The organism is Kribbella sp. NPDC004875 (assembly GCF_042873375.1).
Classification (GTDB): domain Bacteria; phylum Actinomycetota; class Actinomycetes; order Propionibacteriales; family Kribbellaceae; genus Kribbella.
Window position 1 is genome coordinate 242,092 of sequence record NZ_JBIALI010000001.1, and the last position, 15,472, is coordinate 257,563.

Annotated in this window: 12 protein-coding genes; 4 read left to right on the forward strand and 8 right to left on the reverse strand. The window is 68.1% G+C overall.

Going from position 1 to position 15,472, the window contains the following annotated elements; all coding sequences use genetic code 11:
• Positions 1 to 32: 32 nt before the first annotated feature.
• On the reverse strand, positions 33 to 1,394 hold the full coding sequence (locus ACFYRH_RS01175; protein ID WP_387766148.1) for a BTAD domain-containing putative transcriptional regulator: 1,362 nt from the start codon (positions 1,392 to 1,394) through the stop codon (positions 33 to 35).
• 248 nt (positions 1,395 to 1,642) lie between these two features.
• Here ACFYRH_RS01175 and ACFYRH_RS01180 point away from each other — a divergent pair, with 248 nt between their 5' ends.
• Both ACFYRH_RS01180 and ACFYRH_RS01185 read left to right on the forward strand, forming a co-directional pair.
• On the forward strand, positions 1,643 to 2,254 hold the full coding sequence (locus ACFYRH_RS01180) for a dihydrofolate reductase family protein (RefSeq protein ID WP_387766151.1): 612 nt from the start codon (positions 1,643 to 1,645) through the stop codon (positions 2,252 to 2,254).
• Between the two features lie 231 nt (positions 2,255 to 2,485).
• Entirely contained in the window at positions 2,486 to 5,281 is a 2,796-nt protein-coding gene (locus ACFYRH_RS01185) for a glycosyltransferase (protein ID WP_387766154.1), read from the forward strand.
• Here ACFYRH_RS01185 and ACFYRH_RS01190 read toward each other — a convergent pair.
• Genes ACFYRH_RS01190 through ACFYRH_RS01210 form a run of 5 tightly spaced genes read right to left on the reverse strand, consistent with a single transcriptional unit; the run spans position 5,244 to position 9,817 of the window.
• Positions 5,244 to 6,047 (reverse strand): DUF1932 domain-containing protein, encoded by an 804-nt coding sequence (locus ACFYRH_RS01190; protein ID WP_387766157.1) that lies wholly within the window; start codon positions 6,045 to 6,047, stop codon positions 5,244 to 5,246. The genes ACFYRH_RS01185 and ACFYRH_RS01190 overlap by 38 nt on opposite strands.
• A 26-nt stretch (positions 6,048 to 6,073) precedes the next feature.
• Positions 6,074 to 6,709, reverse strand: coding sequence for a methyltransferase (locus tag ACFYRH_RS01195; RefSeq protein WP_387766160.1), 636 nt, complete (start codon positions 6,707 to 6,709; stop codon positions 6,074 to 6,076).
• A gap of 11 nt (positions 6,710 to 6,720) precedes the next feature.
• On the reverse strand, positions 6,721 to 7,722 hold the full coding sequence (locus ACFYRH_RS01200; RefSeq protein ID WP_387766163.1) for a tripartite tricarboxylate transporter substrate binding protein: 1,002 nt from the start codon (positions 7,720 to 7,722) through the stop codon (positions 6,721 to 6,723).
• 50 nt (positions 7,723 to 7,772) lie between these two features.
• Positions 7,773 to 9,275 carry a tripartite tricarboxylate transporter permease gene (locus ACFYRH_RS01205; protein WP_387766165.1) on the reverse strand — a complete coding sequence of 501 codons (1,503 nt, stop codon included), beginning with the start codon at positions 9,273 to 9,275 and terminating at the stop codon, positions 7,773 to 7,775.
• A gap of 2 nt (positions 9,276 to 9,277) precedes the next feature.
• Positions 9,278 to 9,817, reverse strand: coding sequence for a tripartite tricarboxylate transporter TctB family protein (locus tag ACFYRH_RS01210; protein ID WP_387766168.1), 540 nt, complete (start codon positions 9,815 to 9,817; stop codon positions 9,278 to 9,280).
• Positions 9,818 to 9,986: 169 nt separating this feature from the next.
• Between ACFYRH_RS01210 and ACFYRH_RS01215 the strand changes: the two genes are divergently transcribed.
• Positions 9,987 to 10,715 (forward strand): IclR family transcriptional regulator, encoded by a 729-nt coding sequence (locus ACFYRH_RS01215; protein WP_387766171.1) that lies wholly within the window; start codon positions 9,987 to 9,989, stop codon positions 10,713 to 10,715.
• Between the two features lie 13 nt (positions 10,716 to 10,728).
• Here the strand turns inward: ACFYRH_RS01215 and ACFYRH_RS01220 are convergent, their stop codons facing one another.
• Complete coding sequence (locus ACFYRH_RS01220) at positions 10,729 to 14,064, reverse strand: NACHT domain-containing protein (protein WP_387766174.1); 3,336 nt, start codon at positions 14,062 to 14,064, stop codon at positions 10,729 to 10,731.
• A 220-nt stretch (positions 14,065 to 14,284) separates the two neighbouring features.
• Here ACFYRH_RS01220 and ACFYRH_RS01225 point away from each other — a divergent pair, with 220 nt between their 5' ends.
• The gene (locus ACFYRH_RS01225; protein WP_387766176.1) at positions 14,285 to 14,800 is read left to right on the forward strand and encodes a peptidoglycan-binding protein; all 516 of its coding nucleotides are present in this window, start codon (positions 14,285 to 14,287) and stop codon (positions 14,798 to 14,800) included.
• A gap of 6 nt (positions 14,801 to 14,806) precedes the next feature.
• On the opposite strand, the gene ACFYRH_RS01230 is transcribed toward ACFYRH_RS01225, so the two are convergent.
• A complete protein-coding gene (locus ACFYRH_RS01230; RefSeq protein ID WP_387766179.1) occupies positions 14,807 to 15,286 on the reverse strand; it encodes a hypothetical protein in 480 nt (159 codons plus the stop codon).
• Between the last annotated feature and the right edge of the window lie 186 nt (positions 15,287 to 15,472).

The following is a 15,472-nucleotide window of genomic DNA, read 5'->3' on the forward strand; positions in this document are numbered from 1 at the left end:
CGAGTCGTCCGGAAGCGGTCGTCGTCCGGGCGTCACGAGGCGACCGACGCGCTCGCCGGGTCCTCCGGCTCGCCGAGCTCGGCGAGGGTCTGACGGGCCTCCGTGGCGGTCGCCGTCCCGGGCAGCAGCCGGACCGCGCGCCGCAGGTACTCCGCGGCCTGCCGGCGGGCACCGCCGCTCGCCTCGGCCAGCGCCAGGTTGACCAGCACCGTGCCCTCGGCGTCCCGGTCGTCGTGCACGGAGGCGATGCTGAGGGCCGCGGTGAACTCGGACCGGGCCTCGTGGATCCGCCCGGAGCGGGTCTGCGCGATCCCGAGGATGTTGCGCGTGATGAGCTCGCCGTACCAGTCCTTGTCGGCACGGGTCGCGGCGGCGACCTCAGCGACCAGCGGACCCCAGCCGGGGATGTCACCGCCTGTCTCCAGGTACTGGTGAACCGCGCTGGTCAGCAACCACGCGTTGGACACGTCGTCGGCCGCCAGCAGGTGCGTGATCGCGGTGGTGAACTCAGCGTGCCGACCGGCGAACCAGTCGCGCGCTTCGGCCGCATGCGGGCCGGCCAGCGCAGCAGCGGCCTCCTGCACCATCTGCACGTACGCACCAGGTCCAGTGGGCTCCGGCTTGGCAGGCTCCGGTTGCGCAGGCTCTTCAGGTACGTCGGTCAGCAGTTGCTGCTGCAGCGCGCGCAGCTCCGGACCCGGCTCGGTCCCCAGCTCGTCCACCAGAGCAGTCCGGGCCTTCTGGTACGTCGCCAGCGCGTCGGCGCGACGTCCCGCGTCCCGGTACGCCATCACGAGCCGCGCCCAGTTCTTCTCCCGCAGCGGGTCCTCGGTGGTCAGGCTCTTGGACAGGGCGATCGCGTCGGCGAGTCGCGCCGTACCGAGGAGTGCGTCCGCCAGCCGTTCTCGCACCGACCAGTGCAGCTCCGTCAGCCGTACCACCTCGGGCTGATGCCCATCAGTGACCAGCCCCTCGTACGGCGTACCTCGCCAGAGCGACTGTGCCGACTCCAGGTGCTTCAGCGCCGTGCCGGAGTCGCCCGAGGCCAATGCCTCGTCGCCTGCGGCCAGCAGGGCCTGCATCCGGTCGGAGTCGAGCTCACCGGCCTCCACGCGGATCCGGTAGGCCTTGGAGCGGCTCTCGATCCGCTGACCCTGCTCACCGAGCGGAGGGAGCGCTTTGCGGAGCTGCCAGATGTACGTGCCGATGTTGCGCTCGGCCGACACCGGAGGGGTCCTCCCGGCCCAGACCGCGTCGATCATCTCGCCGACCGCGACCCAGGTGTTCGCCTTGACCAACAGCAGCGCGAGCAACGCCCGGGGCTTGTCGGCTCGGATGTAGCTGACCGCATCGGTGCCATCGATCTCCACCGGCCCCAGCACCCGGAACAACACCGCCGCACCACCTCCACACACGCTCACTGCCCAGCAGGGCCGTCTCACGAATCACTCCGACGCAACGACCCGCAAGCCGGTTCCGACACCCACTGCCTATGTTCCGCTACTGAAGGTAATTACCCAACACCAAGTGTCGCCACCCATCAAACCGAGCCGGAGGGTCAGCCATGGACACCCGCGGAGGACTGTGAAAGCTCTTTGAAAGAGGCGTGCGGAACGGTGAGCAGAAAGAAAGGAGACGTGCGATGAAGCTGACGACGATCACTCAGGTGTCGGTCGACGGGGTGATGCAGGGGAACGGGCCGTCGCAGGCGGATCGCGACACCGGGTTCGAGCGCGACGGCTGGGCGCTGCCGCCGTTCGACGACGAGGCGACGGCATGGGTCAACGACCTCTGCCTGCGGGCCGACGGGTTCCTGTTCGGGCGCCGGACGTACGAGATGTTCGCGCAGTTCTGGGGCGTGATGGAGCCGGGCAGTGGCCCGATCGCGGACTCCTTCAACAGCAAACCGAAGTACGTCGCCTCGAACACACTCACCACGGGCAGCTGGCCGGAGACGACAGTCCTGTCCGGTGACCTCGCGGCCGCCGTCCGCGACATCAAGGCCGGCTCGGACGGCGAACTGCAGGTGCACGGCAGCGGCGCCCTCGTCCGCTGGCTTCTCGCGAACGACCTCGTCGACGAACTCACCCTGCTCGTCATGCCGGTCGTCGTCGGCCAAGGCACTCACCTGTTCCCCGCCAACGGCCCTGATCTGGCCCTCGACCTCCTCGAGTCCCGCACCTTCCCCAAGGGCATCACCCTGCAGACCTACCGCCCCTCCGGCCGCCCCCACTACGTCTCCGCCGCCGGCTGACGCCGTCCTCCGCGATGTCAGAAGCTGCAATTTTCTGGACTTGACGGCGGATCGTTCCGGTATAGTGCGCTATCCGGTGAGCGGACACGCAGCTGACTGATCGCTGTTCTCAGATCGGGGGGTCTGAGAACTCGTCCCTGCCAACCGGACACATGACGAAGTACAGAGATGACTCGGCCCTGCCCACTTCCGCGGGGCTGGGCAGTCTTGTGACGGCGTGGGGGACAACACGTGGACAGGAACACAGACGGCATGCCGCCGCGGCTCGACGCGCCTGTGCGGCTGCTCGTCGGCCCGGCCAACTTCGCGGGCCAGGGCACCCGCTGGGCTCGCGCGCTGGAGCAGCGCGTACCCACGACGAAGGCCACCGCCTTCGCCTTCTTCCGGGGAATCCTCGATTACCCGGTCGACTACGGCGTACCGGCACGCACGTACCGCCGCAACCCTCGCTGGCGGCTGAACTTCTACAACCATGTCGTGGGCAACTACACGCACGTACTGCTCGAAGCGGCGCGGCCGCTCTTCGGCCCGCTGCACGGACCGGACGGGTCCTACGAGATCCCGCACCTGCTCACCAAGGGTCTGCAGGTCGGATTGATTGCCCACGGCTCCGACGTCCGCATCCCCAGCCGGCATGCCGAAACCGAGCCCTGGTCGCCGTTCCCGGACCTCGACGACGAGACCGTCGAACTGCTCGAACGCAATTCCACCCGCGCGGTCGAACTGTTCACGTCGTACCCGGGCACTGTGTACGTCTCGACGCCCGACCTCCTGGACTACGTCCCGAATGCCGTCTGGTGCCCGGTGATCGTCGACGTCGACACGTGGCGCAGCAACGCCCCGGTGCTCGAACACGAGAAGCCGGTGGTCGCGCACGCGCCGAGCAAGTCGGCCATGAAGGGCTCCGAACTCATCGACCCCGTCATGAAACGACTGGCCGACCAGGGCCTCATCACGTACCGCCGGGTCGAGGGCGTCGACCCCGCGGACATGCCGGCCGTGTACCGCGACGCGGACATCGTCCTCGACCAGTTCCGCATCGGCAGCTACGGCGTCGCCGCGTGCGAGGCGATGGCGGCCGGCCGCATCGTCGTCGGCCACATCGCGCAACACGTCCGCGACCGCGTGGCCGCCGGCACCGGCCTCGAACTCCCGATCGTCGACGCGACGCCCGACACGGTCGAACAGGTCGTCCTCGATCTGATCGCGAACCCGGCCCGAGCCCGCGAGATCGCCGCGCGTGGACCGGCGTACGTCGAGAAGGTCCACGACGGACGCTGGTCGGCCGAAGCACTGCAGGCGTTCGTCGAGCGGGCGAGCCCGGTGCCGGCCGACTGGCGGCCGTCGTGGATCCGGCCGAAGGTCGTGATGATGGCCGGCAACGACATCGTCAGCGACGCGCGGGTGCTCAAGTACGCGCAGACGGTCGCGAACTGGGATCTCGACGTCACCTGCATCGGCATCCCCGGACGCAGGCTCAGGGGCGTCCGGCAGTTCGGCAAGGTCCAGGTGTTGTGCCCGGTCATCCCGTCGAAGGTATTGGTCACGGGTTGGCGCAAGCGGTGGGCCAACGTCAAGGCGAACCTCAACCCGTGGTTCCGCACCGAGAACGAGTACATGCTCGCGTACGGGCGCTGGCAGTACGCGAGCCGCGAACTGCGCGGTGACCGCGGGCGCGACCGGCGCGACCGCGAACGGACCGGCAGCGCGCCCGGTCCGCTTCTCACCCGGCTGCAGCGATCCGTCTTCGGCCGGCTGCAACGAGCCGCGCGCTGGCGTTCACTCCGGCTGCACCGCGCCGTACTCCAGGCCCGCATGTACTTCGCTCGGCGGGCCGAACAGACCGTCGATCTCAACGACCTCGGCATCGGCAAACGGCGCCAGCGCCTGCTCGCCCTCTACCGCCACCTGCCGTCGGGCCGCTGGCGGCGGGTGATGCCGGAGCTGGTCGACCAGGAGTTGACGCTCGGCCCGCTGCTCGATCGCCTGTTGATCGAGGTCATCCATGTGCACGACGTGTTCATGCTCGGCATCGCGGCGCGCGCGGCACACCGGGCGGCGCTGGACGGGCGCACCATCAAGATCATCTACGACGCGCACGAGTACATCCCCGGCGTACCAGTGGTCGCTCCGCGCCGGGTCGCGGCCTACACCGACCTCGAGCGCGAGTTCATCCGCGACGCCGACCGCGTCATCACGGTGTCCGAACCGCTGGCGCACTGGCTGCAGCGCGACCACAAGCTGACGAAGCTGCCCGACGTCGTGCTCAACGCCCCGGTCGAGCCACCGGCGGACGCCGACGTGAAGACGCTGCGCGAAGTACTGCAGCTTTCCGACGACATCCCGCTCGTTGTGTACGGCGGTGGCGTCAACCGCGCCCGCGGCGTCGGGACAGTCGTCGAGGCGCTACCACAGCTTCCCGAGGTCCACCTCGCGATCGTCGCGCACGCCAACTCGGTCACCGCCGAGTTGCTGGCCCGCGCCGCCGAGCTGGGCGTCGCGGACCGCGTGCACCTGGCGCCGTTCGTCCCCGCCGAGGTCGTGCCGCTCTACCTGCGGTCGGCGAGCATCGGCCTCAGCCCACTGCTGCACGCGCCCAACCACGACATCGCGGTGACGAACAAGTTCTGCGAGTACATCGCCGCGGGCCTGCCCATCATCACCAGCGACACCCCGGCACAGGCCGACCTGGTCAAGGACCTCGACCTCGGCGCCGTCTACCCCGCGGGCGACGTGGACGGGCTGGTCCAGGCGATCCTGTCCGTCCTCGCCGACCGCGACCGGATCGCCAAACGCATCGCCGGCGACCCTGCCCTCCGCCACCGCTTCTCCTGGTCAGCCCAGGCCGAAGTCATCCGCTCGGTCTACGCCGACGTACTCGGTCACTTACCCGACGCGGCCTGGGCAGCCGACGCCACCATCGTCCGCAAACTCCTTCCCGGTCCGCCACAACCCTCGGAGACGAACTGGCACGCCTTCAGAAGAGGCCTCAAGAAGCCCGAGCCGACGGTGCGGAACCAGGCGTGATCTCCCGCTCCGAAATGCGCCGGTGGCTCTCGTACGTCGCCGTACTCATCGTGGCCGGTACGTCGAGATCGGCCAGGTAGCGAGCCGCGTCGTACATCTCCTGCGCCCGGCGCCGGGCGTGGGTCTGCGTACCGGTCAGCAGCCGGTCGACGACCGCATGCCCGTCGCCGGCCAGCTGAGCGGCGATCTGATCGCGGATCCAGGTCTCGTAGCCGGCCGCCCGCCCAGCCTCGACGGCCTCGGTGATCAAGGCGGCCAGGCCTTTCATGAAGACGCTCCGCAGCAACTTGTGCGCCATCGCCGACCCGGCGGGCTCATCGAGCACCTCGACGGGCGCCCCGAGCGGGCGCAGGAGTTCTGCGACCGCTGGGCCTCCGACACCGCTCACCATCAGCGGGGTGCGCGCGCCGTGCCAGGGAACCGGTCCGAGGATCGCGACATCGGCGAAGGCACCGCCCTGCGCGACGACACGATCCGCCAAGGTCAGCATCACGGTCGGCGATGCCGAGGTGAAGTCCGCGTAGCACGCGCCCGGTGCGAGGTGGCCGAGCGCTGCCTCGCAGATGGCCGGCGCCACGGCAGCGCTCGTCAGCACCAGCACGATCTCGGCATCGGTCACCGCTTCCGCGATGCCGTCGATCCTCGTCACGCCGTCGGGTGTGGTGACGGCTGCGGGATCCGTGCCGGCAACGGTGTGTCCGGCCTCGACCAGAGCCGCGGCGTACGAACCGCCGGCCTCGCCGAGCCCGATGACAGTGCACTTCATGAGATGTTCCTCTGCTGTCTTGATCGTCAGATGGCCATCGGCGCGGGGATCGCCCGGCGCCGGTTGGTCTCGTCGTCGAAGACCGCCTGCGCGGCGGCCGCGACGGCCACGGCCTGGTCGCGGGCGATGACGGCGACACCATCGCCGTCACCGACGACGACATCCCCGGGGCTCACCGCCACGCCGCCCACCGCGACGGTGACGCCGACCCGACCGGGCCCGAACTTGTACGGCCCCGCCGGCGTGCAGGCCCGCGCGAACACGGGCATCTGCAGCTCCCCGAGAGTGTCGGCGTCCCGGGCCGCGCCGTCGATGACGAAGCCCGCGATGCCTTTGGCCAATGCCTTGGCGCCGATCAGGTCGCCGATCAGCGCCCGGCTCTCGTCGCCCTGTCCGTTGACGACGATGACGTCACCGGGTCGCGCGATCGCGAGCGCCTCGTGAATGGCCGCGTTGTCCCCGGCGCGCGTCCACACGGTCAGAGCCGGACCTGCCAGCCGGGCACCGGGCCAGATCGCCTGGATCCGGGACTCGAGAACGCCGAGCCGGTCCATCGCGTCGCCGATGTTCGCGACGGGCAGTCCGGCGAGCTGCTCGACGACGTCGTTCGGCGGGCGGTCGTAGGCGGCGTCGGGCGTTGCGATGGTGACATTGCTGTGCATCGGGATCCTTTTCATTTCTTGATGACGAGCGGCAGGACGGACTTGATCGTGGTCTCCTGCTCACCCCAGAACTGCTGATAGGCGGCGGCGTCGAGGTAGTGGGTCTGCAGGCCCAGCTTCGTCATGCGCTGCTGCACCTCGGGGTCCTCGATGGCCTTCTTCAGGCCGGCCTCGAGTTTGGTCTTGACGTCGGCCGGCAGCCCGGCGGGCGCGGAGTACCCGCGGGCGGTCGCCGACTTCACGTCGTACCCCTGCTCCTTGAAGGTGGGTACGTCGGGCAGGAACGTGCTGCGCTCCTCGGCCATCACGCCGAGCAGCTTGATCTTCTTCTGCTTGACGAGGTCGGTGACGTCGCTGGCGCTGCCGAGGTAGACCTGGACGTGGCCACCGAGGAACGCGGCGACGGCCTGTGAGGCGCCATCGGAGAAGTGCACGAGCGCGAATTTCGTGCCGCTCTTCTGCTCCATGTCGGCGGCCGCGAAGTGCTCGCCGGTCTGCAGCCCGGTGGTGCTCACCGTGATCGTGCCGGGCTTGGCCTTCGCCGCGGCGACGAGGTCCTTGACGCTCGAGTACGGGCTGTCGGGGGCGACGCCGATCACGGCCGGGTCGATGACCTGCATGCCGAGCGGCTGGAAGCTCTCCCGGGTGTACTTCGCTCCGCGCGCCGGGTCGAGCGGTGACACCACGACCGACGGGGAACCGGTCGCACCGATGGTGTAGCCGTCGGGCTTCGCACTGGTGAGGAAGGTATAGCCGACCTGGCCGCCGGCACCGGGCTTGTTGACGACCTCGACGTTGGTGCCGAGCTCCTTCTCGAGAGCCGGCGCGACCAGGCGGGCGGCAGTGTCGACGGCGCCCCCCGGAGCGAACGAAACGATCAGCTCGACGGGTTTGCCCTTGCGGGGCCAGGCTTTCGCAGTGCTATCGGCTCCTTGAGCGTTCGGTCCACAGGCGGCGAGGGCGGTCGCGAGGGACAGCGCGACGGTTGCGGCGAGGAGAGTACGGCGGTGCATCAGATGGCTCCTTGGACGTGGTGCGGGCAAGAGGGTCGGGTGGGACGGGCTCACGTCTCGGGGTCCTCGTCGAGCGCGGCCGGCTTGCGCAGTCGCAGCAGTGGGCTGATCGCGATCAGAACAGCGACGGCGAGCAGTACGACGGTCAGCGGGCGGGTCACGAAGATCGAGAAGTTGCCCTGGGAGATGTCGAGCGACTCGCGCAGCGAACGCTCCATGAGCGGGCCCAGTACGAGCGTCAGAACCAGGGGTGCCAGCGGGATGTCGAAGCGCCGCATGACGAGGCCGACGACGCCGAACCCGATCATCACGAAGACGTCGAAGACGCTGTAGTTGATGGTGTAGGACCCGACGACGAGGAAGAGCAGGATCAGCGCGGTCAGGATCGGCTGCGGGACGCGCAGGATCGCGGTCCACAACCGGACGAGCGGCACGTTGAGGATCAGCAGGATCACGTTGCCGATGAACAGGCTGGCGATGATCGCCCACGCGATCTCGGCGTGCTCCGTGAAGAGCGTGGGACCAGGGGTGAGCCCCTGCTGGAGAAAGGCTCCCATCAGTACGGCGATCGTCGGCGAGGCCGGAACTCCCAAGGTGAACAGCGGGATCAGGGCGCCGTTGGCGTGCGCGTTGTTCGCGGTCTCGGGCCCGGCGACACCTTCGATGGCGCCGCTGCCCAGTTCGTTGCGGTGCTTCGAGAACTTGCGCTCGGCGCCGTACGACAGCAGGGACGACACCGAGCCGGTCATCCCCGGGACGAGACCCAGGAGGAAGCCGATACCGGTGCCTCTGGCAATGGCCGGCGTACTGCGGCGCAGGTCGGTACGGGTGGGCAGGAGCCCACGCAGGCCGGGGGTCTGCGGGTGCGTGGATCTCTTGCCTGCCGTACTGAGCAGGATCTCCGACAGGCCGAACAGACCGACGATGACGGCGACGAAACTGACACCGTCGAGGAGCCGGTCACTGCCGAAGGTGAGCCGCGGCGCTCCGGCGACGGGGTCGATGCCGACCATCGCGATCAGCAGACCGATGACACCGGAGATCAGGGCGCGAACCATACTCTTGCCGGCCAGCGCCACGAGCAGCGAGATGCCGACGAGCATCAGGGCGAAGAACTCCGGCGGACCGACCTTGAGGCCCAGCGTGCCCAGCGGTTTCGCGGCGATCACCAGGCCGACGGTGGCGATCACGCCGCCGACGAAGGATCCGATCGCCGCGATCGTCAGGGCAACACCGGCGCGGCCGCGTTTCGTCATCTCGTAGCCGTCGATCGTCGTGATCGCCGAGGCCGCCTCGCCCGGTGTGTTGAGCAGGACGCTGGTGATCGTGCCGCCGTACGCCGTGCCGTAGAAGATGGCGGCGAGCATGATGATCGCGCTCGCCGGCTCGAGGTTGAACGTGAGCGGGATCAGCAGCGCGACGCCGGCCACCGGCCCGATCCCCGGCAGGACGCCGATGAGCGTGCCCACCAGGCAGCCGATCAGGGCGAACAGCAGGTTCTGTGGTGACAGGGCGGCCGCGAACCCGCCGAGCAGCTCGTTCAGGACGTCCATGGTCAGATGCCGATCAGGGTCAGAGGTGGCACGGTCGCCACGGGGAGGGGCACGAGCAGCAGGTCGTTGAAGAGATGGAAGGTTCCGACGCTGCCCACCACCGCGACGATCACCGTGGTGAGCCATCGGACCTTGCCGATCCACCGCAGGTGGAACAGCAGGAACAGGCAGAGCGAGACCTGGAAGCCGAGCACCTGAAGCACGACGGCCAGTACGACGAGGCTCGCGAGAGTGACGCCGGCTGCGCGCCAGGGCGTGCGCTCGTCGCCCGTTGGCACCGCCTCCAGACGGGGCGTCTGGAAGAACCACACGACACTCAGCAGGACCAGTGCGACGGCGAGGACCAGCGGGAAGAACCCGGGGCCGGGTCCTTCGGGCAGCCAGACCCCGAGGCCGCGCGCGCTGATCGCGACGTACCCGCCGACGGCTGCCAGCACGGCCTGCACCGCCCAGGTCCCGGCCGGCCGCCGCTGGTGTGGTGGTGGGTCCGTCGCGGTCGCCCGAGTGTCGGTGAGAGTCTCCATTGCACGCCTGTCTTTCATTCTATGAAACTACATTTCACTTGATGCACCGGTAGGTTGCCTGCCGCGATGACCGGCGTCAAGACTTCGTCAGGACTTTCCTTGGTCGACAAGAGTTTTCATCGTGTGACAAACTCGGTCGTGTTCAGGCGGAGGGAGCGGGACCTTGGGTGGGCCGGCGAACAGCAACATGAGGTCGCTCGAGCGGGCGATCGACGTCCTCGAAGTACTGGAGGACGCCCCGCGCGGCCTGCGGCTGAGCGAGCTCGCGCGGCGGGCGAATCTGCATGTCGCCACGACGTTGCGCATCCTCACGACGCTCGAGGCGCGCGGCCGGGTCGAACACGACGGAACGCACTACCGGGCGGGCGCCCGGCTGCTGTTCGGCGCGCATGCGTACCTCACCACGAGCCCCCTCGCACTCGCGGCCCGTTCAGTTCTCCAGGATCTCTCGAGTGAGACCGGCCTGACGTCGTCGGTGTTCGTCCGCACCGGGGCGCATCGGGCGATCATCGCCCGCGTGGAAGGCTCGGACCCGCTGCGCTACGCGCTGCCGGTCGGGGAACGTCTTCCGCTGCACCTCGGCGCCGGCAAGATGCTGATCGCCCACCTGCCCGAGGATGAGCTCGAGCCCCTGATCGCCGAAGTCACGCCGTTCGTCACAGCGAGCGGTGTCGAGGTGACGGCCGCCGCACTCCGGCGCGAACTGCGCGGCATCGCCGCGTCCGGGTTCGCAGTCTCCCGGGACGACCGCATCCTTGGTGGCCGGTCGGTTTCGGCACCTGTGCGCGGTGCGGACGACGAGGTCCTCGCCGCCATCCAGGTTGCCGGCAACGAGGAGACCTTCCCCACGCGCCGTACGAAAGCCCTGACCATCGCGGTGCGCAACGCGGCAGATGCCCTGAGCCGCCGTCTGTAGCGCGAGCCCAGGGTCAGGTTCGCATCAGGAGCAGGACCTCCGAGGGGAGGGTGGGATCGTCACGGCGGGCGTCGAGGCAGGTGAGGCTGCTGTGCAGACCTCGGAGGCTTCGGGCGATCGCGGGGTCGGTGAAGCGGTCCGCGACACAGGCCGCCGCGAGGAGGCCGAGGCGGATCGCCGGGCTGCTGCTGTACGGCGTACCGGGATTCTGGACCGTTGCCGCGATCATCGACGCGGACACGACCGTGACCCGCCGCGCCAAGATCCGCCAGCACTGCTCGTCTCGGCCCGAGTCGGCGCCCGCGAACGTGGACCCACCGGCCCACGTTGCGTTGAGCAACAATGGCTGGAGTTTCCGCAGGACGGGTTCGGCCTCGTCGGGAATGGCCGGCGACAATTCCATCGACTCCGAGAACAGCTCGAGCAGGAATCGTTCGAACTGCAGCCAGCCGTGTGCATGGCGGTACTTCGTCCGGTGCGGATCCCAGAGTGACAACAGCAGGCTGAGCGCCACGACCGCGAGCTCGAACTGGTCGCGATGGATTCGCGGCGGCGCCCACTGCAACACGGTTCGTCCGCCGGATGCGGCGGCGGGCAGCAGCGCCGGATCCTGCAATTCGTGGACAAGCATCGACACGTCGTCGGACACCAACGAGTGCGTCAGGATGACGTCGAGCGCCTGCCCGATCGCTTCGTCAACGGCCCGCGCCCGCCGGAGGGTACGCCGGAACTCGCGCACCAACGCGGGCGGGACGGGGAAATCCGTCACCTCCGCGAGGCCACGCGCCAGGTCCCTGATGCGCTCGACCCGCCGATGCAGGTCGCGATCCTGCGACAGGTCGCCGCCGCGACTCCGCGCCAGCGCGCGATCGACGTGGATCGCGTCCTTGACCAGCGCCGGCGTCCTGCTGTCGTTCAGCAGGTCCAGCCGGTTCAGCATCGACTTGAAGTCGTGGATGCGTGCGCGTTCCAGATCCCGTTCGAGTGCGAGGCTGAGCACATAGGGAAGGACACCGACGACGGACCGCAGGTCGCGCCGGATGGTTTCCGCGAGCAGGTCGGCGCTCGCGACGTACGGGTGCTTGACGCCGCTCGGCACGTACAGGCGCGGTCCGGCGTACCGGTGCTCTTCCACCGGGCGAGCCGCGGGCGGGTCCTCGGCGTACCAGACCGTCCGGCGGGTCAGATCGACGACGACGCCGGTGAGCTGGTCGGTGAGCTCACGCCGTACCGGCAGCCGATAGGTTGTGCCGTCGTCGAACAGGCTGTTGACCCACGTGACGACCTTCTCGACCTCGGCGGCCGAGACCCCGACCGCCTCGGCGTTGTCGTCCTCCGTGGGACTCAGGACCGACCCATCCGGGTCGCCCGACATGTCGACGTACAGCCGATACAGCGACTGTGGGAAGGGCCGCGCGCACGCCACCGCGCCGCTGCTGAGGGTCACGGTCTGGCGCAGGCTTCGCGACGCACGAACCGCAGCCATCAGCCGTCGATGCGCGTCGGCGTCGGACGCGGCCGGCTCCGAATACAGCAGCGCGTCGAGGCGTTCGACGAGATCGACGTCGACCTCGCGGGCTTCGTCGGCGCAGTCGAAAGCCAGCGCCAGTGCGCTGACCGTGCCCGACCTCAGGCACGCCGCGACCACGGGCGAGGCGTCCGCGTTCGCCGCCCACAGCAGGATCGTCTCGCGCCACCAGGCCTTGTCGACCATCGACGCCAACACGTTCGCTTCGGGATGGTCGCGGATTTCCGCGGCTGCGAGGTACTCCTGCAGGGTCTGATGCGCGAACGCGTACATCCCGACTTCGCGTTCGACGAACAGACCGCTCTTGGTGAGCTCGTCCAGGAACACCTCGGCCGTCGCGGCGCGCGGAATCCTCGCCAGCGTGGGCCCGACGATCTCGCTCGCCGACTCCCGCGTCACGTCGCGGACCTCGCGGGTCATCATCGCCAACGCGAGCTTGCGTACGACCTTGGCACGTTGCTCGGCCTTCAGTCCTGATCCCGCGGTGAGGTTCTTCGCCTCTTGGCGTCGGTGCAGGAGGAGGTCGCACATCTCGCCGTACAACGCGGCCCGGCTACCGGGCAGCGCCCCGCGGTACTTGTGGACGTTGGCGATCATCGTGAGCAGCATCGGGTTGGCCGCCAGGTCGTACAGCGCCGGCTGCAAACGCATGCGGCGGAGAAGATCGGCGGCGTGCTCCTTGGCGATCGCCCGGGTTCGCTCACCGGTCTCGCCGGTACTGCGGCACTCGATGGCGTAGTACCAACCGTGCACGAACTTGAAGATCTGATCGCTGGTGAACCGCCGAACCTGCAGTACGTCGGCGCCGCGGACCGGATTCGAGTGATACCCATGGGGCCGCGACGTCAGGATGAAGTGATTGGCCGGATAGCGCGCGACCTGGTCCTGCACCCAGGTGGATGTCAGTTGCCGCTGTTCCTCGACTGCGACCTCGTCCAAACCGTCCAGCATGACGACGCAACGGCCCTTCGTCAGACAACGCTCGAACCAGTCGGCCGTGACCATGCCTTTCAACCAGGTAACGCTCGCGATCAGTTCGGGAATCGACACCCCGGGATTGCGGACGATCTCCTGGACGTGGTCGCGCAGGTAAAGAATCACCGGCAGGCCGCGTTTGTGCCGGCCGCTCTCGCCCAGTGTCATTACTGTCCGGCGTAACAAGGTCGTCTTACCTGAACCCGGTCCGCCGATTACCGCGAACACACGGGGCTGATGGCCCCCCAGGAACGATTCGAGCGATCGCCGTTCGCCGGCTTGCGTGTCGGGGCCGACGAATGGCGCGTGCGTTGTCGTCTGCAGCGCCGACGGTGCCAGGCTCACGTCGACGTACACGTGCCGGAGTTGCAGCGAGAACTCTCCCTGGGTGGCCATTCCGAGCAACTCGACATCACGGACACTGGCCAGGAGCTGGTTGAGATAGCGACCCCGATAGCTCTTGAGGAACGCACTCAGCCTTCGGTCGACGGCCACGGCCGTCCGGGGAATCCACAAATCCCCGACCTCACGGCTGACCCGAAAGACGAATCGCGTGACCGCGACCAGGAACCAGTAGCCGATCAGCACGAGAACGCTGACCGCGACATTCTCCTGGACCTTGGACCACAACCAGCCGCTGACCGCCACCGGCGGCCCGAACGCCACCAGGATCGGCAACAGCCGCGCCACGATCCCGCCGTCCGCGAAGTCCCCCGGCCGCTCGGCATCATTCACCATCCGGCGCCCCCAAAACAGCTCCACATCCTGCAATTGCAGACGGTACTGCATAAAACCGCTTAAGTGACACCTTTTGCCTACAAGAGAATTTACGAGACTTAAATGCACGCGACAGACTCGAAATTCACTGACCAGCTCTTCGCTTGGGTTTTCGGGGCACCTGATTGCCGTCGACAAGCAACTTCGCGGGAATTCATCGGGCCTTGCGATGATGTTGCTCCTGGCAACGTGACCTTGCCCCCAGTACGGGCGTAGTACGGGCAGATCCGTGTCAGGGCCGGCGGATACCGTCACGGTTCCGCGGATCGAGTACACCTCTGGAGGATCAATGAAGACACGCGTTTTCGCCACTATGGCAGGGATTTCGGCACTTCTGGGCAGCACGATGGTGGCGGCAGGTCCGGCGTACGCCAACGGCAGTTACACGGGCCGCGCCTACGTCGCCGGCGCCGGCACGATGTACGACGACTGGACCGACGAGGGCGTGGTGAGTGTCGCCGTACACCGTTCTTCGAACGCCACTTGCCTGTGGCAAGCGATCCTCTGGGCCAACGGATACCTGCCGAAGAGCGAGATCGACGGCGTCTTCGGCGACCGGACCGACGCCGCGACCCGTTCGTTCCAGCGGGCCGAGGGCCTGTCCGCGGACGGCTCCGCGGGCCGCAAGAGCTGGGCAGCCGCCGGCGGGGTCTCCCACACCGTCGACGCCTCCGGCTGGTCCAACGGCCTCTACTCCGGCACCAAACACGCCGTCACCGTCCGCCGAAACAGCGCCGGCAACTACCAATTCAGCTTCGGCACCGGCTGGAAATGGGCGTCGTACAACACCCGCACCTGCAGCTGAACCTGATCAAGGGGTGGCTGAGCCATCCAGAAGCCCGAAGTGTCTCAGCGCACGCTCAGCCACCTCCCGCGGCGCCAGCCTGCTGGTATCGATCACCAACTCATCCAGATCCGCGGCCTCCAGACGAGCGGCGATCTCCTCGCAACGCTCCAAATGCCAGTCCAAAGCCTTCTGGCCCGCGTCGTACCGCCCCCGCAGCCGCTGCTTCACGATGTCGGCGTCAGCAGTCAACCGAACCATCCGAACCGGCCCCTCCACCGCGGCCTCATATCGCTCCCGAGCAGCCGCGGTACTGATCACCCCAGCCATCACCAGTTGCCGCGGCCCCACCGCCCGATAACACTTCCAAACCGCAGCAATATTCGCAGCCTCAACCAGCGCATTGTCCTGCTCCGCCGGCGGCCAAGACCGATGAAACCAGTCAACATCCATCAAGCTAAAAGCCTGCCCCACCCCCACCAACAAGTCCCCCACATGCTCCAGCACCGAACTCTTCCCAACCCCATACCCCCCATTAAAAAACACCACCCCACCACCCGGCACCACACCAATCCCCCTCCCGTCGACAGCCAGCCACCCACAGAAGCCCTACCCTAGCCACCGACACACCGCGCACGCCGACCAGTTGACATCAACGCGAATCGGCGACCATCTTGTAGCGCTGTCGCGACG